The organism is Nocardioides sp. YR527 (assembly GCF_900101045.1).
GTDB lineage: Bacteria > Actinomycetota > Actinomycetes > Propionibacteriales > Nocardioidaceae > Nocardioides.
On record NZ_FNFN01000009.1, the window covers coordinates 207,257 to 228,283 of the forward strand.

General features: G+C 69.2%; 19 protein-coding genes and 2 pseudogenes. 18 read left to right on the plus strand and 3 right to left on the minus strand.

From position 1 onward, the window contains the following. Positions 1-64 precede the first annotated feature (64 nt). The 11 genes from BLT25_RS24910 (at position 65) to BLT25_RS24960 (ending at position 10,430) form a co-directional block, all read left to right on the plus strand. Positions 65-361: an SAV_915 family protein gene (locus BLT25_RS24910; protein WP_218131474.1), complete on the plus strand. Its 297-nt coding sequence runs from the start codon at positions 65-67 to the stop codon at positions 359-361. After that, positions 358-645, plus strand: a complete 288-nt coding sequence (locus BLT25_RS24915; RefSeq protein WP_091051868.1) for a hypothetical protein — start codon at positions 358-360, stop codon at positions 643-645. Before BLT25_RS24910 ends, BLT25_RS24915 begins: the two co-directional genes overlap by 4 nt. Next, complete coding sequence (locus BLT25_RS29555; RefSeq protein WP_143033850.1) at positions 645-1,805, plus strand: hypothetical protein; 1,161 nt, start codon at positions 645-647, stop codon at positions 1,803-1,805. Before BLT25_RS24915 ends, BLT25_RS29555 begins: the two co-directional genes overlap by 1 nt. Beyond that, a complete protein-coding gene (locus tag BLT25_RS29560; RefSeq protein WP_143033851.1) occupies positions 1,778-2,473 on the plus strand; it encodes a hypothetical protein in 696 nt (231 codons plus the stop codon). The genes BLT25_RS29555 and BLT25_RS29560 overlap by 28 nt, the downstream gene beginning before the upstream one ends. 89 nt (positions 2,474-2,562) lie before the next feature. Further along, the gene (locus BLT25_RS24930) at positions 2,563-3,162 is read left to right on the plus strand and encodes a hypothetical protein (RefSeq protein WP_091051873.1); all 600 of its coding nucleotides are present in this window, start codon (positions 2,563-2,565) and stop codon (positions 3,160-3,162) included. A gap of 48 nt (positions 3,163-3,210) precedes the next feature. After that, on the plus strand, positions 3,211-4,833 hold the full coding sequence (locus tag BLT25_RS24935) for a succinic semialdehyde dehydrogenase (protein WP_091051874.1): 1,623 nt from the start codon (positions 3,211-3,213) through the stop codon (positions 4,831-4,833). Continuing rightward, complete coding sequence (locus BLT25_RS24940; protein WP_091051876.1) at positions 4,830-6,542, plus strand: GMC oxidoreductase; 1,713 nt, start codon at positions 4,830-4,832, stop codon at positions 6,540-6,542. The genes BLT25_RS24935 and BLT25_RS24940 overlap by 4 nt, the downstream gene beginning before the upstream one ends. Before the next feature lie 248 nt (positions 6,543-6,790). Then, positions 6,791-8,365, plus strand: a complete 1,575-nt coding sequence (guaA, locus tag BLT25_RS24945; RefSeq protein ID WP_091051878.1) for a glutamine-hydrolyzing GMP synthase — start codon at positions 6,791-6,793, stop codon at positions 8,363-8,365. A 36-nt stretch (positions 8,366-8,401) separates the two neighbouring features. Then, entirely contained in the window at positions 8,402-9,433 is a 1,032-nt protein-coding gene (locus BLT25_RS24950) for a hypothetical protein (protein ID WP_143033852.1), read from the plus strand. 191 nt (positions 9,434-9,624) lie between these two features. Beyond that, a complete protein-coding gene (locus BLT25_RS24955; RefSeq protein WP_091051881.1) occupies positions 9,625-9,996 on the plus strand; it encodes a DoxX family protein in 372 nt (123 codons plus the stop codon). 248 nt (positions 9,997-10,244) lie between these two features. Beyond that, positions 10,245-10,430 (plus strand): hypothetical protein, encoded by a 186-nt coding sequence (locus BLT25_RS24960; RefSeq protein ID WP_091051882.1) that lies wholly within the window; start codon positions 10,245-10,247, stop codon positions 10,428-10,430. A gap of 52 nt (positions 10,431-10,482) precedes the next feature. Here the strand turns inward: BLT25_RS24960 and BLT25_RS24965 are convergent, their stop codons facing one another. After that, positions 10,483-11,124: a GntR family transcriptional regulator gene (locus BLT25_RS24965; RefSeq protein ID WP_091051884.1), complete on the minus strand. Its 642-nt coding sequence runs from the start codon at positions 11,122-11,124 to the stop codon at positions 10,483-10,485. 146 nt (positions 11,125-11,270) lie between these two features. Here BLT25_RS24965 and BLT25_RS24970 point away from each other — a divergent pair, with 146 nt between their 5' ends. The 6 genes and pseudogenes from BLT25_RS24970 to BLT25_RS24990 all read left to right on the plus strand — a co-directional run bounded on the left by BLT25_RS24970 (position 11,271) and on the right by BLT25_RS24990 (position 17,454). After that, positions 11,271-12,527: an NRAMP family divalent metal transporter gene (locus tag BLT25_RS24970; protein ID WP_091051886.1), complete on the plus strand. Its 1,257-nt coding sequence runs from the start codon at positions 11,271-11,273 to the stop codon at positions 12,525-12,527. A 5-nt stretch (positions 12,528-12,532) separates the two neighbouring features. After that, positions 12,533-13,318 (plus strand): LamB/YcsF family protein, encoded by a 786-nt coding sequence (locus tag BLT25_RS24975; RefSeq protein WP_091051887.1) that lies wholly within the window; start codon positions 12,533-12,535, stop codon positions 13,316-13,318. Continuing rightward, positions 13,315-14,109 carry a putative hydro-lyase gene (locus tag BLT25_RS24980; RefSeq protein WP_091051889.1) on the plus strand — a complete coding sequence of 265 codons (795 nt, stop codon included), beginning with the start codon at positions 13,315-13,317 and terminating at the stop codon, positions 14,107-14,109. Before BLT25_RS24975 ends, BLT25_RS24980 begins: the two co-directional genes overlap by 4 nt. Then, positions 14,106-14,708, plus strand: a pseudogene (locus BLT25_RS30735) (allophanate hydrolase subunit 1); the annotation flags it as partial. The gene BLT25_RS24980 and the pseudogene BLT25_RS30735, both read left to right, overlap by 4 nt. Positions 14,709-14,801: 93 nt before the next feature. After that, positions 14,802-15,737 (plus strand): annotated as a pseudogene (locus BLT25_RS30740) (biotin-dependent carboxyltransferase family protein); the annotation flags it as partial. Position 15,738: 1 nt separating this feature from the next. Then, entirely contained in the window at positions 15,739-17,454 is a 1,716-nt protein-coding gene (locus tag BLT25_RS24990) for an acetyl/propionyl/methylcrotonyl-CoA carboxylase subunit alpha (protein ID WP_091051891.1), read from the plus strand. A 59-nt stretch (positions 17,455-17,513) separates the two neighbouring features. On the opposite strand, the gene BLT25_RS24995 is transcribed toward BLT25_RS24990, so the two are convergent. Beyond that, positions 17,514-19,607: an MMPL family transporter gene (locus BLT25_RS24995; RefSeq protein WP_256328780.1), complete on the minus strand. Its 2,094-nt coding sequence runs from the start codon at positions 19,605-19,607 to the stop codon at positions 17,514-17,516. A gap of 127 nt (positions 19,608-19,734) precedes the next feature. Here BLT25_RS24995 and BLT25_RS25000 point away from each other — a divergent pair, with 127 nt between their 5' ends. Continuing rightward, on the plus strand, positions 19,735-20,154 hold the full coding sequence (locus tag BLT25_RS25000; protein WP_091051892.1) for a MarR family winged helix-turn-helix transcriptional regulator: 420 nt from the start codon (positions 19,735-19,737) through the stop codon (positions 20,152-20,154). Positions 20,155-20,172: 18 nt separating this feature from the next. Here the strand turns inward: BLT25_RS25000 and BLT25_RS25005 are convergent, their stop codons facing one another. Continuing rightward, positions 20,173-21,027: an alpha/beta fold hydrolase gene (locus BLT25_RS25005; protein WP_091051945.1), complete on the minus strand. Its 855-nt coding sequence runs from the start codon at positions 21,025-21,027 to the stop codon at positions 20,173-20,175.

A 21,027-nucleotide genomic window follows, 5' to 3' on the forward strand; every position in this document is an offset into this window, starting at 1 on the left:
TGCGGTGAAGGTAAAATTCAGGGCGAGAATGTTTGGAATGGCGACGCCGCGGTAGGAGAACAGCATGACTCGGGAACCGGCTGCGATCCAGCCACCTGTTGCGTACCTGCCCTGCAAACTCAACGATGCGGGTGAGGTCGACGAGATCCTGATGGTCCAGATGGCCGACGGCACGGTCGCCCTGATGGGCTACACAGCGTTGGACCGGTTCATGGCCTGTTGCGGTGATGTTCACCCTTGGGTGCTCTACCAGACGGCCGATCTTGCGGATCTGAAGGCGGTGAAGCCGTACGACGCGGCTTACCTTGACATACCGCTGCCGCCACAGATGCGCCTGATGTCGCAGGAGGGTACGTCGTGACCATCCGAATCGATCCCAGGAGTGCGGAGGGTATTCAGAGCGCACACGTGGACGCGGCGGACGGGATCGATGACCTGGCCGGGTCGATTCCGGAGAGTGTTGACGGTGGTGAGGGCGCGCCCGACTTGACGGGGATACTCGCCGAAGTCGCCGATGCAGCTGGAACGCTGGCGATGATCAACCGGGCCAGTTCGGAGATGGTGACCTCGTCGATCCTTGACCTTCAGGTGACTGACGAAGATGTCGCCTTCACCTTCGAGTTGCTCGCATCGGAGGTGCGATGATGCTCGAAACGAAGGTAGATGGCGCGCCCGGGGATGTGGAAGCTGCTGCCAATTGGCTCCGCTCGCGGCTGAAAGGCGCCGTTACGACCGCTGGTGACAAGGTCCAGGTGGCGCGTTCGATGGCCCTCGACGGCTGGGAGGGTGACGCTGGAGATGCCTACCGTGGATATGCGCGAGGTCTCGTCGCCGCGGCTGACGATCTGGCCCCGGTTGTTGAGCGGGCGGCAAGCAAGTTCGAGCTCTATGCCCACCGTCTGAGGACCTGTCAAGATCGAATGGCGGACTCGCGTGAAAAAGCCTCGGCCGGTGGGCTCAACGTCAGCGGTACGGTGATTGCCGAGCCGCCGACAGCGGTGGGTCCTAGCGTGCCATCCAGGGCGTTGAGCACTGGTGAGCAAGCTCAGCTGGATCAGGCCATGGCGGCATACGAGGTTGCGGCAGCGAAAGTCGAGCTCTACAACCGACTGATCGACGAGGTCGTTGCCGAGCGTGAGTCGTTCACACAGTGGATCGCGGCCAATCTGACCCCAGCCCGGGCCGAGATCAAGCAAGAGACGTCTGGCCTGGACAAGTTTAGGGACTTCTTGAAGGACAACGCACATGCGTTGCTGATTGGATTCACGACGTCGGGAGGCGAAAAGGGTCTCGGAAAGCGAGCGAAGGAGCTTATGAAGGAGGCCGAGGATCTCAGGAAACTGAGACGCTCTGGCCATCCCGGCCGGCGTGCGGAGGGCAACAAGGCGACAACCAAGGCGAAGGTCAAGGGACTCGGCAAGTTCGCCGAGTGGGCAGGGAAGGGTGGCAAGGCTTTTGGGCCCATCGGGATTGGGCTCGAACTCTGGAACGCCTACGGTGACCTCAAAGAGGGGAAGTCGCCGGGGAAAGTGATCACCTCAACCGCGGCCAGTATCGGGGCCGGAATGGTGGCGGGGGCCGCCATCGCTGGGATCACGGCTTCGTCGCCAGCATGGGGCACGGCACTGGCCGTCGGCTTTGGGGCAGCGGTGGTTGGCGTTGCTGCAGGTGCGGGCGCGGCGGCAGGCTGGGACGCGTTACCGGATTCCTTCACCGACTCGGTCGATGAAGGAATCAAAGATGGCTGGAACGGCGCGACGGATGGAGTCGAGAACGCATGGGATTGGGCGACTGGATGGGTCTGAGCCGCCGCCGGCGTCATCGACTTGGGGTCGGGGTTCTCCTGGCGGCGGGTGTCATCGCGTCTGCGTTCCTGGTTGCACTTTCGGACTCAACGTGGCTCCAGATTGCCGGGGGATGCGGGGTCATCGCGTGCGGCGTTTCAGCCCATGTTGTGTACGCGCCACGGGGACGCCTGGAACCGGAGGCGTTCGGCGGTGGCGTACTGCTGCCGCGACGCCCGGGTTATGCCGCCGAAGTGTTCGCCGTCTGCCTGTTCGGGGCTGTCGGAGGCGCCATCGTCGGGGTCGTCTCGCTCGTTGCCGATGCAGGAGACCGCCGCGCAGGAGCGCTTGTCATCTGCGCGCCGGGGTTACTTGTACTGGCCGGCTTCATGGCCGTCGCCATTGTCCGTCGTCGGGGCGGCTTGCTCTTGACTCCGGATGGTTTGACCTCGTACCCGATGCTGAGCCGATCACGCACCGTGTCGTGGCGCGACATCTTCGAGGTGGAGAGCGATCCACTCTGGGACGGGTGGATCGGGCTGCGCCTGCGTGGTGACGAGGAGATCAAAATTGGTATCACGGCTGTAGCTCTCCCCGCCAAAGAGGTCATCGGTCTTGTGTCCCGGTATGCCACGACCCCCGCCGACCGCGTAGAGCTGGCGTCCTTGGAGCGGTTCACCTCGAGCTGATGGTGCTCGCGGGTCGCGACCGAGCCCGGCATGGGCCGTGCCACGAATTGCCGTGGCGGACCAAGCGGTTGACGTAGCACTCTGACGACATGTTCCTGGTCGCTGATCCCCCCGAGCCGCTGGCCACCGACGATTTCGTGCTCGCGCCGCTCCGACCCGAGCTGCTCGACCTTGACACCGAGGCGTACCTGGCCAGCCCGGACGTGATCCGCGACCACAGCTGTGGCCGCTGGCCGGTGGCCGGCTTCGGCAGCGACGACAACCTGCCGCTGGTGATCAGGCACTGGTCCGACCACCAGGCGAAGCGCGCCTTCACCTACCTCTTCCTCGACCCCGAGGGCACCTCCTCCCTCGGCTGCCTCTACGTGCAGCCGTTGTTCCCCTACCTGGAGGCGATGGGCGCCGACGCCCGCACCCTCCTCAGGTACGCCGGCGGCTCCACCGCCCGTGTCAGCTACTGGCTCCGCCAGGACCGTGATCCCGAGCTCACCGCGTCGGTCGCCGAGCGGCTCGACGAGTGGCTGCGTACGAAATGGCCGTTGGACGCCTATCTCTACCGGGCGACGCCCGCGGAGGAGTGCACCGTGTACGCCCTCGACCGGCTGCCGCTGGACCGCGTCGTCATCGACCTCCCCGCCGAGCAACACAGCTATCTGTGGTGGGCCGCCGACGTTCGTATCGTGAGTTAGTGGGACGCCTGTCTGGCTTCCGAGACGCCGGTCACATACTCTCGGTACATGAGCGCATCGAACCCGACTTCTTCAGGCGGCCCGATCGTCGAGGGCCCGCTCGATCCCGAGCACGACGCCGCGGCGTCCCTGGCCCTCGAGCCTGACTACGTCTCCCGCCTGACCGGCCGAGTCGTGGCGACGACGGGGGAGAGCCGAGAGGTCATCAGTCCGCTCAACGGGGCGCCGCTGGCGCACATCCCGCAGTCGAGCGACGACGATGTCGCCGCGGCCTTCGCCAAGGCACGGGTCGCGCAGGAGAAGTGGGCGGCGACCTCGGTCGCCGAGCGCGAGCGCATCCTGATCAAGCTGCACGACCTCGTCCTCGACCGGCAGGACGAGATCCTCGACCTGATCGTGCTGGAGTCGGGCAAGGCCCGCAAGCACGCCTTCGACGAGCCGCTGCACATCGCGCTGACCGCCCGCTACTACGGGCGCAAGAGCAGCAAGATCCTCGACACCGAGCGCAAGCTCGGCGTCATCCCGGTGCTCACCCGGGTCGAGCTCAACCACGTCCCCAAGGGTGTCGTCGGGATCATCAGCCCGTGGAACTACCCGTTCACGATGGCACTCTGCGACGGCCTGGCCGCGATCGCCGCCGGCAACGCGGTGGTCATCAAGCCCGACTCGCAGACCATGCTGAGCGCGCTCCTCGGCGCCGAGCTGCTCGCGGAGGCCGGGCTCCCGGAGAACCTGTGGACGGTCGTCGCCGGACCGGGCTCGAAGATCGGCACCAGCATCATCCAGCGCGCCGACTACGTCTGCTTCACCGGCTCGACCAACACCGGCAAGATCGTCGCCAAGCAGGCCGCGGAGCGGCTGATCGGCGCCAGCCTGGAGCTCGGGGGCAAGAACCCCATGCTCGTCCTCAAGGACGCCGACATCGAGAAGGCGGCCGAGGGCGCGACCCGCGCGGTCTTCTCCAACTCCGGCCAGCTGTGCGTGAGCGTCGAGCGGCTCTTCGTCGACGACAAGGTCTACGACCGGTTCGTGGAGCGCTTCGTCGCCCGCACCCAGGCGATGACCCTCGGCGCCACCCTCGGGTGGGAGAACGACATGGGCACCCTGATCTCGCAGGCCCAGGTCGACACCGCGGCCGCCCACGTCGAGGACGCCGTCTCCAAGGGAGCCCGCGTGCTCGCCGGCGGCAAGGCCCGCCCCGACCTGGCGCCGTTCTTCTTCGAGCCGACCATCCTCGAGGGCGTCACCCCGGAGATGACCTGCTTCGGCAACGAGACCTTCGGCCCGGTCGTCTCCGTCTACCGCTTCCACAGCGAGGAGGAGGCGATCGAGCGCGCCAACGACGGCGAGTACGGCCTCAACGGCTCGATCTACAGCCGCGACACCGCCCGCGCCCGCCGCATCGCCCGCCAGATCAAGTGCGGCACGATCAACATCAACGAGGCCTTCGGCGCCACCTTCGCGAGCATCGACGCCCCGATGGGCGGCATGCGCGAGTCCGGTCAGGGCCGTCGCCAGGGTGTCGAGGGCATCCTGCGCTACACCGAGACCCAGTCGGTCGCCTCCCAGGCGATCCTGCGTTTCGCCCCGCAGTTCGGGATGAGCGACCAGGCGTACGCCAAGTTCATGACCGCCTCGCTGCGCGTGCTGAAGTCGCTGGGCCGCGCATGAGCCACTACGACGTACTGGTCATCGGGTCGGGTTTCGGTGGCTCGGTCTCCGCGCTGCGGCTGACCGAGAAGGGATACAAGGTCGGGGTGGTCGAGGCGGGTCGCCGGTTCAGCGACGACGAGCTGCCCAACACCTCCTTCGACCTGCGCAAATACCTCTGGGCGCCGGCGATCGGCTGCTACGGGATCCAGCGGATCGACATGGTCAAGGACGCGGTCATCATGGCCGGCGCCGGGGTCGGTGGCGGCTCGCTGGTCTACGCCAACACCCTCTACGAGCCGCTCGACCCGTTCTATGAGGACCCTTCCTGGAGCCACATCACCGACTGGAAGGACGAGCTCGCTCCCTACTACGAGCAGGCCAAGCGGATGCTCGGCGTCAACCTCTATCCCGGCCTGACCCCGGCCGACGAGGTCATGCAGAAGGTCGCGGCCGAGTCGGGCCGCGGTGACACCTTCCACAAGGCGCCGGTCGGCGTCTTCTTCGGCGGACCGAACCACGTGGCCGGGCAGGAGGTCGCGGACCCCTACTTCGGCGGCGAGGGCCCCGCCCGGCGTACGTGCGTCAACTGTGGCGAGTGCATGACCGGCTGCCGCCACAACGCGAAGAACACCCTGGTCAAGAACTACCTCTACCTGGCCGAGAAGTTCGGCGCCGAGGTGCACCCGCTGACCACGGTGACCCGCGTCTACCCGGCCAGGACCGGAGGCGGGTACGTCATCGAGACCCGCTCCACCACGGCGAAGCTCGGCATCGGCCGCACCCGGAAGTTCACCGCCGACCAGGTGATCTTCTCGGCGGCATCGCTCGGCACCCAGAAGCTGCTCCACAAGCTCAAGCGCACCGGCGATCTGGCGCAGATCTCCGACCGCCTGGGCGAGCTGACCCGCACCAACTCCGAGTCGATCCTCGGCGCCATCGCGCCGGACACGGCCGTCGACTACACCGAGGGCGTGGCGATCACCTCCTCGTGGCACCCCGACGAGCACACCCACATCGAGCCGGTCCGCTACGGCCACGGCAGCAACGCGATCGCGGCGATGCAGACGGTGCTCACCGAGGGTGGTCCGCATCGGCTCCGTCGGTGGATCAAGGAGATGTGGCTGCAGCGGCGCTCGCTGCGTACGTTCTACGACTTCAAGCACTGGTCCGAGCGCACCGTCATCGCGCTGGTCATGCAGGCGCTCGACAACTCGATCACGACCTTCCCGAAGCGCACGATCTTCGGGTGGCGGATGTCGTCGAAGCAGGGCCACGGCAAGCCCAACCCGACCTGGATCCCGGCCGGCCTCGACGCCGTGCGGAAGATGGCCGGGGTGATGAGCTCGGGCGAGAAGCCGGGGTACGCCGGCGGCACGATCGGGGAGCCGTTCAACAAGCCGATGACGGCCCACTTCATCGGCGGCTGCACGATCGGCGACTCGGTGGACACCGGCGTGATCGACCCCTACCAGCGGCTCTACGGCCACGCCGGGCTGCACGTCGTCGACGGCTCCGCGATCTCCGCCAACCTGGGTGTGAACCCGTCGCTGACGATCACCGCGCAGGCCGAGCGGGCGATGGCGTTCTGGCCCAACAAGGACCAGGCCGACCCGCGGCCGGAGCTGGGTGCGGGCTACGCGCGCATCCAGCCCGTCAGGCCGGCCTCGCCCGCGGTGCCCGCGAGCGCGCCCGCTGCCCTGCAGCTGCCAATTGTTGACGTCCGTTGACCAATCCGTTGCCATGGTGACATGAACTGCGCAGGAAGTTTTCTGGCAGGAAGTTTTTGGTTGACCCGTAACTGTGGTTAAGAGAGTTCGTTGGAGTGATCAGACCCGGGATTGCTCCCTCCCTAATACATGCCGGGTCTTACGTCCGGGACAGCTTTGCCTCGGGCAATCAGGGCCCGGCCACCTCCCTCCCCGGCCGGGCCCTGGTGCATTTCGCGGGCGGCGTACCGCGTCGTTAGGATTCGTGCATGACGCAGGCTCCTGGGGCGGAAGAGCACGATCTGGTTCTCGTGGTGGACTTCGGCGCGCAGTATGCGCAGCTGATCGCCCGCCGCGTACGTGAGGCGAAGGTCTACTCCGAGATCGTGCCGCACTCGATGCCGGTCGAGGAGATGCTCGCCAAGAACCCGAAGGCGATCATCCTCTCCGGCGGCCCGTCGAGCGTGTACGCCGACGGCGCCCCCGCCATCGACAACACCCTGTTCACCGCGGGCACCCCGGTGTTCGGGATGTGCTACGGGTTCCAGCTGATGGCCCAGGGCCTGGGTGGGACCGTGGATGACAACGGCGCGCGGGAGTACGGGCGCACGCCGGTCACCGTCGGTGTCTCCGGCACGCTGCTCAAGGACATCCCGCCGGCCCACAACGTGTGGATGTCGCACGGCGACTCGGTCTCCGAGGCGCCCGAGGGCTTCACGGTGCTCGCGAGCACCGCCGACACCCCGGTGGCCGCCTTCGAGAACGTCGAGAAGCAGCTGGCGGGCGTGCAGTGGCACCCCGAGGTGCTCCACTCCGAGCACGGCCAGAAGGTCCTCGAGCACTTCCTGTGGGACATCGCCGGCGCGCGCCAGACGTGGACCATCGGCAACATCGCCGAGGACCAGATCGAGCGGGTCCGCGAGCAGATCGGCGACCACCGCGCGATCTGCGCCCTCTCCGGCGGCGTCGACTCCGCGGTCGCGGCGGCCATCGTCGCCAAGGCGATCGGTGACCGGCTGACCTGCGTCTACGTCGACCACGGCCTGATGCGGAAGAACGAGTCGGTTGCGATCGAGAAGGCGTTCCGGGAGTCGACCGGCGCCGAGCTGAAGATCGTCGACGCCGAGAAGGAGTTCCTCGACGCGCTCGCCGGGGTCACCGACCCGGAGGAGAAGCGCAAGATCATCGGCCGCGAGTTCATCCGCTGCTTCGAGCGTGCCGAGGTCGAGATCCTGGGCGACAGCGACGAGAAGGTCGCCTTCCTCGTCCAGGGCACCCTCTACCCCGACGTCGTCGAGTCCGGCGGCGGTGCCGGCACCTCCAACATCAAGTCCCACCACAACGTCGGCGGCCTCCCCGAGGACCTCGAGTTCGAGCTGGTCGAGCCGCTGCGTGAGCTCTTCAAGGACGAGGTGCGCGCGGTCGGTTCCCAGCTCGGTCTGCCCGACGAGATCGTCCAGCGCCAGCCGTTCCCCGGCCCGGGCCTCGGCATCCGCATCATCGGCGAGGTCACCAAGGAGCGGCTCGACATCCTGCGCGAGGCCGACGCGATCGCCCGCGAGGAGATGACCCTCGCCGGTCTCGACCGCGACATCTGGCAGATGCCGGTCGTGCTGCTCGCCGACGTCCGCTCGGTCGGCGTCCAGGGCGACGGCCGCACCTACGGCCACCCCGTCGTGCTCCGCCCGGTCACCTCCGAGGACGCGATGACCGCCGACTGGGCCCGGCTGCCCTACGAGGTCATGGAGCGCATCTCGACCCGGATCACCAACGAGGTGAGCGAGATCAACCGGGTCACCGTCGACATCACCTCGAAGCCCCCGGGCACCATCGAGTGGGAATGATTCGTTGAGTGACTCCGGCCGTGGACAATGTCGTCCATGACTGAGCCGGACCTCGCTCGACGACTCCTCGACGCACATGTCGCCCACGAGATGGCGGCGCTGCGCGGCGTACGCTTTCTCGATCTCGTCACCGGCGAGATCGACTTCGCGCTGGGTGCCGCCAACGGGCTGACGCTCGACCAGGTGATGCCGCGCGACCTGATCAAGGAGGTCGCGCTGAAGTACGTCAGCACCTTCCGGCTCCCGGGCGCAATCCCGGAGGTCGCCGGGGCGCTCGCGACGCGGCTGAAGGCGCATCCCGCCAACGACACCCAGCTGGGCAAGGTGGTCAGCCGGCCGCGGATCGCGGAGCTGGTCGAGGCCCTCGTCGAGATGCGTACGCTGCGCCAGCAGGTCCTGCGCAGTCTGGCCGAGAACTCCGGGATCCAGGCCGGCGTCGGCACCCTGGTGCGTGGCACCGCGAGGGGTGCCGTCGACACCGGCCGCCGGCTCGCCGACAACCTGCCGGGCGGCTCCTTCGGTTTCTCGATCGCGGAGCGCTTCGCCGGCCGGATGGCGGACACGGTGAAAGGCACCCCGGTCGGCGCGGCCGTCGACCAGAGTGCCCGCGAGCTCGCGGAGCGGGGTGCAGGCGCACTGCTCGGCTATCTCAGCGACACCGCCGCGACCTCGGTGACCGACGAGGAGGTGCACGACGCGCTGCTGGAGGTCTGGGACGCGCTCGCGACCCGTCCGGTGCGCGAGATCGCCGACCTGGTCGACGACGAGCAGCTGGTCGCGCTCTTCGTGGGGCTCTATCAGGTCTGGCTCGACGTCCGAGACTCCGACTACCTGCAGGCCCTGGTCGACACCGGTGTCGACTTCTTCTTCGACACCTATGGGAGCTTCACCCTCGACCGGCTCCTGGAGGAGTGGGGGCTGGGCCGCGACGACCTGGTCGAGGAGGCGCTCCGCTTCGGTCCGCCGGTGATCGAGGCGCTCGCCGAGGCCGGCGTCCTCGAGCAGCTGGTCCGTCGCCGGCTCTCGAGCTTCTACGACTCGCCGGAGGCTCGCGCGCTGTTGGCGTAACGGGCGGGACGGGACGCTTTCCCGCCATGGCGGGAAAGCGTCCGCCTGGCTCCGCGGTTCTGGCTGAATTTCCCTGCCATGGCGGGATTCTGCACTGCGGTCCCAAAAAGATTCGAGGGGCATGTCGAGATCCCGGGCTCCGGCTCGACGCGTGGGTACGAGCAACACCACCCACCTCTGAGGAGATCGAGATGAGCACCAACGCACAACGAGCCGGCTGGGTCATCACCGTCCTGGTCACCCTGTTCCTCGGCTTCGACATCGTCACGCACCTGCTGCGGGTCGAACCCGTCATGGACTTCAACGACAAGATCGGCGCAGCGGGCTGGTTCCCGGTCGTCTGCGGCGCGGTCCTCGGCCTTTCGCTGATCGCCTACCACGTCCCGGCCACCCGGGCGATGGGGACGGTCCTGATCACCGCCTACCTGGGCGGCGCGGTGACGGTGAACCTGGTCTTCGGACAGCCGGCCTTCAACACCGTCTTCGCCATTGCCACCGCGGTCCTCGTCTGGGCCGGTGCCTGGCCGCGCGACGAGCGGCTGCGCGGCCTGGTCGCTGCCTGAGCTCGCGGGCGTCCGAGACTGTCGGTGGTCCGGACTCCCGTTCCTGTTCGTGAGATGGAGTTATCCGACGATGGCGGACGGTGCGAGTGCGCCGTTCCGCCCGTCGGAGCGCCCGAAGATCTCGGCATGGATGAGCGCGCACTTCCTGGAGCGGCACCGAGCCACTCGTGAGTCCGAGCGGGAGTGGTCCCGGAAGTCGAAGTTTCCCGCAGACTGGAGCGCTGAACATCGAGGACTCCGCCTACGGCGTGCTGATGGAGGCCCTGCCGTCCATCCCTGCCGATGTGCTCGAGGTCATCGGCGACGACATCGATGCAGGCGAGTATCTGACCTCCTTGATCGAGCTGATCGAACGCGCCCCCGAGACCGTCTCAGTGGCGGTGGTGGATGCCCTTCCTGAATGGCCGCACCGCCGGTCGGTGCCGATGCCGTGACCCGACTCCGGCATCTCAAGACCGCCTGATCTCACTCGAGCTCTTCGAGCGTCTAGTCGTGGCGCAGGCGGGTGAAGGCGCCGAGGACGGTGCGTTCGGAGAGGACGAGGTAGTCCTGCAGCTCGGCCGCGGCAGCGGGTCCGCCCTGTTCGAGGAAGGTCTCGAGCAGGGCGCGGTTGCGGGTGACGAACGGAGCGTGCAGCGCCTCGGGGTTGTCGATCTCGAGGAACGCGAGGCGCAGCTCGGCGGCGATGTCGCGGAAGAGCCGCTCGAGGCGCGGGCTGTCGGCGAGGGCGACGATGGCGTCGTGGAACGCCATGTTGGCAGTGCCGACCGAGCGCCAGTCGCGCGCCTCGAGGCCGGACTCTCCCTGCTCCACCGCCTCGCGCATCGCGGTCACGGCCGGATGCAGCGGGGAGCCGGCGGCCAGGGCTGCGGGCTCGACGTAGCGCCGCGCCCGATAGATGTCGACGACGTCCGCCACGCCGGGTGAGGCGACGGAGACTCCGCGATGGGGTACGTGCTCGATGAGCCCCTGCTCCGAGAGCACGCGGAACGCCTCGCGGAGCGTGTTGCGCGAGACGCCGAGCTTCTCCGCGAGGGAGATCTCGGACAGCCGGGTGCCGGGCGCGAACTCTCCGTCGATGATCCGACGCCGCAGCGCGTTCGTGAGGGTGTCGTCGGCATCGGGCATGACCGCATCCTAGGGGATCGCATCCGTGGACAATCGCAACATCAATTTAACAGGCCGAACTATCATTGTTGAACAATCAGTGCCATCCTGTACTACACCTAGAGTGTGGCGCCAGCCACACGGCCCGTAGATGGCAGGAGTCCCCCATGACTGAGACAACCAGCGCCGAGCGCGCGAAGAGCTTCGCCCGTTCCCGCCGAGGACCCATCCTCGGCGCCATCTTCCTGATGGCCACCTCGGCCATCGGCCCCGGCTTCATCACCCAGACTGCGACCTTCACCGCGCAGCTCGGCGCGGCCTTCGCCTTCGCGATCCTGGCCTCGATCCTGATCGACTTCGCGCTCCAGATGAACGTGTGGCGGATGATCACCGTCGCCGGCAAGCGAGCCGGTGACCTGGCCAACGAGGCCGTGCCGTACTCCGGTCACCTGTTGGCCACGCTCATCGTGATCGGCGGTCTGGCGTTCAACATCGGCAACATCGCCGGCGCTGGCCTCGGTCTGAACGCCCTGCTCGGCATCGAGCCCAAGGTCGGCGGTCTGCTCTCGGCGCTGCTGGCGATCGGCATCTTCATGTACAAGCGGGCCGGTCGCGTCGTCGACATGGTCGTGCTCGTGCTCGGTCTGCTGATGATCGGGCTGACGCTCTTCGTCGCGATCGCGTCACAGCCTCCGGTCGGCGACGCGCTGCGCCAGACCTTCGTGCCCGACACGCTCAACTTCGCGACGATCACCACGATCGTGGGCGGCACCGTCGGTGGCTACATCACCTACGCCGGCGCCCACCGTTACCTCGACTCCGGCCTGGTCGGCCCCGAGCACGTCCCGGCCGTGCACCGTGCCTCGATGAGCGGCATCCTGGTCACCGGGATCATGCGCTACGTACTCTTCCTGGCGATCCTCGGTGTCGTGGCCTCGGGCGTCACCCTCGACTTCTCGAGCCAGGCCGCCAACCCTGCCGGTCAGGCCTTCGGGGCCGTGCTCGGCGATGCGGGCATCCGCATCTTCGGTGCGATCTTCTGGGCCGCGGCGATCACCTCGGTCATCGGCGCCGCGTACACCTCGGCCACCTTCATCTCGACCTTCTCGAAGAAGCTGGGAACGGGGTGGCGGCTGCAGGTCGCGACGGTCGGCTTCATCGTGGTCTCCCTCGTCCTCTACCTGCTGATCGGCGCCGCGCCCGCGGCTATCCTGGTCTTCGTCGGCGGCTTCAACGGCCTGATCCTGCCGATCGGCATGACGATCTTCATGTACATCGGCTGGTTCCGTCAGCGCGACGTCCTGAACGGCTACCGCTACCCGGTGTGGCTGCTGACCCTGGGCACCCTCGCGACGCTGCTCAGCTGGTACATGGGCGTCGTCTCGATCGGCCCGATCTTCGCCTTCATCGGCATTGGAGCGTGAGCACTGTGACAACGAACCGTGCAGCAACCATCGACCTGAACTCCGACCTCGGCGAGAACGCGCCCGACCGGGTCGTCGCCGACGACGCCGCGATGCTCGCGATCGTCTCGAGCGCCAACGTCGCCTGCGGGTTCCACGCCGGCACCCCCGAAGGGATCCGGCGGACGCTCGCCGACGCCGTGGCCAACGGCGTCACCATCGGCGCGCACCCCGGCTACCGCGACTACGAGGGATTCGGACGCCGTGCCATGGACCTCGACTCCGCGACCCTGCAGGCGCACGTCGAGTACCAGCTCGGTTCCCTGATCGGCCTGACCTCGGCGGTCGGCGGCGCGGTCCGGTACGTCAAGCCGCACGGCGCGCTCTACAACACCATCGCCCGCGACGAGCGCCAGGCGCAGGACGTCGTCGCTGCGGTCAAGTCGATCGACCCGTCCCTCGTGCTGCTCGGCCTGGCGGGCGGCGTGGTGCTCGAGGTGGCCGACAGAGCCGGCCTCGCCACGGCCGCCGAAGCGTTCGCGGACCGTGCCTACACGCCCGGCGGCGACCTGGTCTCGCGCGCCGAGCCCGGTGCGGTGCTGCACGACGCCGACGCTGTCGCGGCCCGGATGCTGCGGCTGGCGCGGGAAGGTGTGATCGAGGCGATCGACGGCACCGATGTGGCCGTGCGAGCCGACTCGATCTGCGTGCATGGCGACAGCGACGGAGCCATCCGGATGGCCGCGGCGACCCGGGCGCTGTTCGAGGCCGAGGGCATCGTCATCGCGTCGTTCACGGGGACCGCCGCATGACCGCGAGCTTCACCCAGCTGGAGGAGGCGCGCGCCGCGCGCGCCTCCTACCGAGCGGGCGAGATCGCTCCGACGAGCGGCGTCGCCCACGGCCTGGTGCAGGCCAACCTGATCTCCGTCCCCGCCGACTGGGCCTTCGAGGTGCTGCTCTTCGCGCAGCGCAACCCGAAGCCGTGCCCGGTGCTCGAGGTGCTCGACCCGGGCGCGTACGAGTCGACCCTGGCGCGGGGTTCCGACCTGCGCACCGACATCCCGGCGTACCGGATCTGGCGTGACGGGGTGCTGACCGAGGAGGTCACCGACGCGAGTGCGGCGTGGGAGGAGCACCCGGACCTGGTCTCGTTCCTGATCGGCTGCAGCTTCACCTTCGAAGCGGGTCTGGCAGACGCCGGGATCCCGATCCGTCACCAGGAGCTCGGCCGCAACGTGCCGATGTACCGCACCTCGCGCCAGTGCGCCCCGGCCGGGCGCCTGCGCGGCGACATGGTGGTCTCGATGCGCCCGATCCCCGCCGACCGGGTCGCCGATGCCGTACGCATCTCCGGGCGCTATCCGGCGGTGCACGGTGCGCCCGTGCACGTCGGTGACCCGGCGTCGCTCGGCATCGCCGACCTCGCCGCTCCCGAGTTCGGGGACGCGCCCGAGGTGCGCGAGGGCGAGGTGCCGGTGTTCTGGGCCTGCGGTGTCACGCCGCAGGCCGCGATCATGGACTCACGTCCGCCGTTCGCGCTCACCCACGCGCCCGGCCACATGTTCATCACCGACGTACGGGATTCGGAGTATCTGGCGTGAGGCGCGTGCTCATCGCATCGGACCGGGCGTTGCTGGTCGAGGAGGACGACCTCGAGGGCGCGATGCGGCTGCACGCGGCGCTCGTGGCCGCGCCGCCGACCGGCGTCGTCGAGCTGGTGCCGGCCGCCCGGACGGTGCTCGTCCGGTTCGACCCGACGCTCGTCGACGAGGCGACGCTCGCCAAGGAGCTGGCTCGCGTCGAGCCGGTCCACGGCGGCCTGCCGACGGCGGGTTCGGTCACGATCGGCGTGCGCTACGACGGCCAGGATCTCGACGAGGTCGCCGACCTGCTCGGGGTCAGCGCCGAGGAGGTCGTCGCGCGCCACACGGCCGCGACCTGGCGGGTGGCCTTCACCGGGTACGCGCCCGGCTTCGGCTACCTCGTCGGCGACGAACCGCTCTTCGACGTACCGCGGCGCTCCTCGCCGCGCACCCGGATCCCGGCCGGCTCCGTCGGCCTGGCCGGGACGTTCTCGGGCGTCTACCCTCGAGAGAGCCCTGGTGGCTGGCAGCTGATCGGGCGTACGGACGCCCCGATGTGGGACCTGCACCGGGACCCGCCCGCCCTGCTCGCGCCCGGGATGACCGTGCGGTTCGAGCGGCTCGAGCGGGACACCGCTGGTCGAGCCGAAGGAGCCGCTAGGCGGAGTCGTGTCGAGACCAACACATCCCCGTTCGCCGTCGAGGTCGTACGCCCCGGCCTGCAGCTCGTGATCGAGGATCTCGGCCGCTCCGGCCATGCCGCTCTCGGCGTCTCCGCGTCGGGCGCGGCCGACCGCCGTGCCCTGCGGGCCGCGAACCGTGCCGTGGGCAACCGGCCCGGCGCCGCCGCCTTCGAGCTCGCCGGTGGCGGCGCGGCCCTGCGCTTCACCGGCCCTGTGGTCGTGGCGGTCACGGGCGCACCCGCCGAGACCACGATCGTACGCAGCGACGGCCCGCCGCTCCCGGTGACGCACGGCGCGGCCACCGCGCTCGAGGACGGCGAGGAGCTGCGTCTCGGCGCGGTCAGCGCCGGTCTGCGCGCGGTGATCGCGGTGCGCGGTGGCCTGGACCTCCCGCCCGCGCTCGGCAGCCTCTCCAGCGACACGCTCGCGGGTCTCGGCCCCGGTGACCTCGGTGGGCGGCCGTTGCGCGCAGGCGATGTGGTGCCCCTGAACGGCCCCGCGGCCGCGCCGCACGCGGTCGACCCCAACCCGGCGACCACCGACCCGCTGCCCGCCCCCGGTGACACGGTCGAGCTGCGCATCGTGCTCGGTCCGCGCGAGGACTGGTTCACCCCGGCCGGCGTACGCACCCTGCTCGAGCAGGAGTGGACCGTCACGCCGCGCTCGGACCGCGTCGGCGTACGCCTCGAAGGCCCCGTCCCGCTCGAGCGCGACATCGCCGGCGAGCTGCCGAGCGAGGGCGCGGTGACCGGCGCGATCCAGGTGCCACCCGACGGGCAGCCGGTGCTGTTCCTGCCCGACCATCCGCTCACCGGCGGGTATCCGATCATCGGCGCGGTCATCGACCGCGACCTGGACCTGGCCGGTCAGCTGCCGCCCGGGGTCCGCATCCGCTTCCGCCCCGTCGCCCCCACCGTGCCTGATTTGGCCGGTGGGCCGACGACCGACATCCGAGGAGACTGACATGCGCAGGGTGCTCATCGCCAACAGGGGAGAGGTCGCCGTCCGCGTCGTGCGGGCGGTTGCCGAGGCCGGCCTCGTGTCGGTCGCCGTCTACGCCGACCAGGACGCCGACGCGCTGCACGTGCGCCTGGCCGACGAGGCGTACGTGCTCGGCGGCTCGACCGCCGCCGAGTCCTACCTCAGCATCGAATGGCTCATGGCCGCGGCGCAGGCCTCCGGCGCCGACGCGGTGCATCCGGGCTACGGGTTCCTCTCGGAGAGCGCCGAGTTCGCGCGCGCCGTCGAGGCCGCGGGCCTGATCTGGATCGGACCGAGCCCGGAAAGCATCGACAAGCTCGGCGACAAGATCACCGCCCGCCGGATCGCGCAGAGCGTCGGAGCACCGCTGGTGGCGGGCACCGACCGACCGCTGGAGTCCGCCGACGAGGCGGTCGCCTTCGCGCGCGAGCACGGGCTCCCCATCGCGATCAAGGCTGCCTTCGGTGGCGGCGGGCGCGGGCTCAAGGTGGCCCGCGAGCTCGACGACGTCGCGGATGCCTTCGAGTCCGCCTCGCGCGAGGCGCTGGCCGCGTTCGGCCGGGGCGAGTGCTTCGTCGAGCGCTTCCTGGAGCGACCGCGACACATCGAGGCACAGGTGCTCGGCGACGGCGCCGGGAACGTCGTGGTCGTCGGCGACCGGGACTGCTCGCTGCAGCGTCGCAACCAGAAGCTCGTCGAGGAGGCACCGGCTCCGGGACTGACCGACGGACAGCGTGCTCGCATCCACGAGGCTGCCCGCGACATCTGCGCCGCGGTCTCCTACCGCGGTGCCGGGACCGTCGAGTTCCTGATGGGTGCCGACGGGGTGATCTCGTTCCTCGAGGTCAACACCCGGCTGCAGGTCGAGCACCCGATCACCGAGGCGGTCACCGGCGTCGACCTCGTCGCCGAGCAGCTGCGGATCGCCGCGGGCGAGGGCCTCTCCTTCTCGAAGACGCCGGCGCCTTCGGGCCACGCGATCGAGCTGCGGATCAATGCCGAGGACCCGGGCCGCGGCTTCCTGCCGAGCCCCGGCGTGGTCACCGGCCTGCGGGTACCCGCCGGCCCCGGGGTGCGCTGGGACGCCGGGATCGAGGCGGGCGACACCGTACAGGCCGCCTTCGACTCGCTGATCGCCAAGCTGATCGTGCACGCGCCGGACCGGGACACCGCCGTCGTACGTGCCCGCCGCGCCCTCCGCGAGCTCAGCGTCGAGGGGGTCGCGACCGTCGTCCCCTTCGCTCGTACGCTGCTCGACGACCCGGCGATCTCGACCGCCGGGTTCGCCGTGCACACGCAGTGGATCGAGACCGAGCTGATGCCGCGCCTCGAGGCGCAGCGGCGACCGGAGCCGGCGCCTGAGAAGCCGCTGCGGCGGGTGCCGATCGAGATCGACGGTCGCCGGGTGATGCTCGGGCTTCCCGAGGACCTCCTGCAGGGGATCGCGGCGGGCGGGCCGGCCCCGATGGAGGCCGCGCCGGCGGTCGACCCGGCTGGGCTCGAGGCCCCCGTCCCCGGCGTACTCGTCGACTGGCTCGTCGCCGACGGCGACCAGGTCACCGAGGGTCAGGACGTCGCGGTCATCGACGCCATGAAGATGGAGACCCGGGTCGCCGCCCATCGTGCGGGCGTGCTCGCCCACGGTGCCGACGTCGGTGGGACGGTAGCGATCGGGGACGTGCTCGGGAAGATCGATTAGCTCAGGCTGCCTCCGGCAGGGCGCACTGCGCCCTGCCGGAGGCAAGGGTTCCGTCGGAATCAATCGCCGGTGATCGCACCGGATCGGCGCGGCCACCAGAACGCCGGGCCGAGCCACAACGACAGGGCGGGCACCAGCACGGTGCGCACGAGCAGCGTGTCGAGCAGCACGCCCACGAAGATGACGATGCCGAGCTGGGCAAGCACGACCAACGGGAGCACGCCGAGCACGGCGAAGACCGCCGCGAGCAGGATGCCCGCGCTGGTGATCACGCCGCCGGTCGCGGTGAGACCGCGGAGCATGCCGTCGCGGAGTCCGTGCGTCCGCGACTCCTCCAGAGCCCGGGTGATGAGGAAGATGTTGTAGTCCACCCCGAGCGCCACCAGGAACAGGAACGCCAGTAGCGGCACGCCGACGTCGATCGCAGAGAACCCGAAGACACCGGTGTAGATCCACCACGAGGTGCCGAGGGCGGCGAAGAAGGTGCCGACCACAGTGGCCACCAGCAGCAGCGGAGCGACGATCGATCGCAGCAGCAGCACCAGGCCGATGATGACCAGGCCGAGGATCAGCGGGATCAGCAGCGCCCGATCGCGCTCGGCCGCGTCGCGCTCGTCGACCGACTGCGCCTCGGTGCCGCCGACCCAGGTGTCGTCGAAGCCGTCGAGCCGGTCACGCAGGTCGACGACGGCGGCCTCGGCGGCTGCGGTGTTGCTCGCGGCGTCAAAGACCACGGCGAGCCGGGTGAGGTCGTCGTTCTGCCCCGTGATGCGCACAGAGACCACGTCGTCGCCCTGCTCGATCGCGGTCGTCACCTCGCCGGGATCGCTGCCGGTGATGACGGTGGCAGGGTCGACGGTGCCGGCGGGGAAGGACTCGCCGAGGCGGGCGGCGGCGCTGATCGACTCCGGCGTGTCCAGGAACTGCTCGGAGGTCGGCAGTCCCTGCTCGATCTGGGTGACGGAGAAGCCCAGCAGTGCGACCACGCCGATCGCGCCCAGGGCGAAGCCGCGGGGACGTCGGGAGACGGTGGTGCCCAGCCGGTGCCACGCAGAAGTGCGTGAGTCGACCAGTGGCTCCTGGCCGACTCGCGGGACCAGCGGCCAGAACACCCACCGTCCGAAGAGCACAAGAGTGCAGGGCAGCACGATCAATGCGTACGTTGCCGCGATCACGACGCCGACCGCGCACGCCAGTCCGAGGCCGCGGGTGGTCGGCACCACCGACAGCAGCAGGGTCAGCAGGCCGAGCGTGACCGTCGTGGCGCTGGCCAGCACCGCTTCGAGCGTGCCGCGCACGGCAGTCGCCATCGCGACGTATCGATCCTGTTGAACTCGCAGCTCGTCGCGGTAGCGGCTGATCAGCAGCAGCGCGTAGTCGGTGCCGGCGCCGAAGACGAGGACGCTCAAGATCCCGATGGTCGACTCGTCCCAGGCGACACCGAACGTCGCGAGAACATGAGTGGCCGAGACGGCGGCCACCTGGTCGGCGAGCCCGACCACCAACAGCGGAACGATCCATAGCAACGGGCTGCGGTAGGTAATGATCAGCAGCAGCGCGACGATCGTGGCGGTGGCGGCGAGAAGGGTGACGTCGGCGCCCTCGAAGACCCCGGCGAGGTCGGCCTGGACAGCAGCAGGACCGGTGACCTGAGCGTCGACGCCGTCGGGTGTCTGCTCGTCGAGAAGTTCGCGGATCCGCTCGATCGCGTCGGCGGTCTCGCTCGCGCCCTGGGCGCCGATCGGCACCACGCCCAGGGCAGCTGTGGCGTCCTCGCTGATCCGAAGCGGTTGCTGCTGGGCGGGGCGGCCGCTGTCGCCTTGTTGCGGACCCTCCGAGGCCACGACCTCGCCGTACAGTGCCGTGAGCTCGCCCTCGACCGTCTCGGTGGACAGCTTGCCGTCGTCGGCGGTGAACAGCACGATGGCAACTGCGGAGTCGTCGGCCCCGAACTCGTCAGCGAGTTCTGCGACGGTCGTGGAGTCGTAGCCATCCGGGAGGTTGTCGGTCGCCGAGGGTGTGCGATCTGCCTCCCCGACAGCGCCGATCAAGAGCCCGGAGAGAACGAGCGCGACCAGAGAGACCGCGGCGGCCAGAGATGGTCGCAACAGCCGGCGGGTGGCCGGTGCTCGACGCGAGGAAAGGGACGGCACGGGCGTCCTCCTAGGTAGACTTGAACAGAAAGTATGAAAGAAACTTAGTAAGTTGGTGAGAGAAATCCAAGGCGACGACGCGAACGACCCTCAGGTGAAGCCCCCGTCTGAGCGGGTAGCGGAGGCCATGGGCACATCCACGCTGCAGTTGCTTCGGCGACTTCTCGACGTCGCGCAGGAGTCGGCGCCGGCGGTGGCTCGTCGTGCCGACTTGAATCACCATGAGCTCTCTGCGATGAAACTCATCACCCGCGAGCCGATCGGGCCGGGCGAGCTGGCCCGCCACTTGGGCGTGAGCTCGGCAGCAGCCTCCGGGATCGTCGACCGACTCGCCTCACGCGGCCACGTCCGGCGCGAACCGGACCAGGACGATCGCCGCCGGACCCAGGTCGTGGTCACCGACTCCGGGCGCGCGGACATCCTCGGTCAGCTGATGCCGATGTTTCTTGCCCTGGACGATCTCGATCGCGGGCTGTCACCTGAGGATCGTGCGGTCATCGACGCATATCTCACCGCGGCGATCGCGGCGGTCGAACGGCTCCTGTGAGCCTCGTGACCGCCTTCCTTACTGACTTGTGTGGTCGAGGATCGCCGGGATGACCCTGTCCCACGTGTAGGGAGGGGGCGGCTCGTGGCCGACGCCGTCGAGGACGAGGAGCGTCGCGTTCGGGATCTCGCGGGCGAGGACCTCCGCGTGACCGATCGGGAACAGCGGGTCGCGGGTGCCGTGGATGACCAGGGTCGGGGCGGCGATGTCGGCCAGCGTTGCCTCGACCGGCTCGCCGTCGCCCATCGCGTGGTGGTTGGCGAGGCTCGGTCGCATGTCCGGGGTGCGTCGTACGGCCCGCTCGACCACCGCCCGCATCCGGGCTTCGTCGAAGCCCTCGGGGACGAAGGCCCGCTGGTCCTCGACCAGCATCGTCACCAGGGCCTCGTGGTCGCCGGGATCGGGCACCGCGCTCTTCGCGGCCGCCGCGAAGAAGTCGGCCAGCTCCTCACCGATGGGCGGCAGGTCGGGTACGCCGTCGAAGGCCGGTGAGGTCTCGTCGAGGATCAGCGTCTCGACGCGCTCCGGATGGAGCACAGCCGCACACTGGGCCAGCGCCCCGCCCATCGAGATGCCGAAGAGGTGGCCCTTGTCCAGGCCGAAGGCGTCGAGCAGGGCCGGGATGTCCGCGATCATGTCGCGCCCGGTGTAGCCCGGCTCTCCCGGTGGCCACGTCGTCGAGCGGCCGGTGTCGCGGTGGTCGTAGCGGATCACGAACCTCCGGCCAGCGGCCAGCGCGCGGCAGAAGTCGTCCTCCCAATAGTCCATCGAGGCACTCATCCCGCCGACGAGCAGGATCGGCGGCTCCGCAGGACTCCCGAAGGTTTCGACGCACAGCTCGATCCCATTGACCGCCAGTGTCAGTTCGCCCAT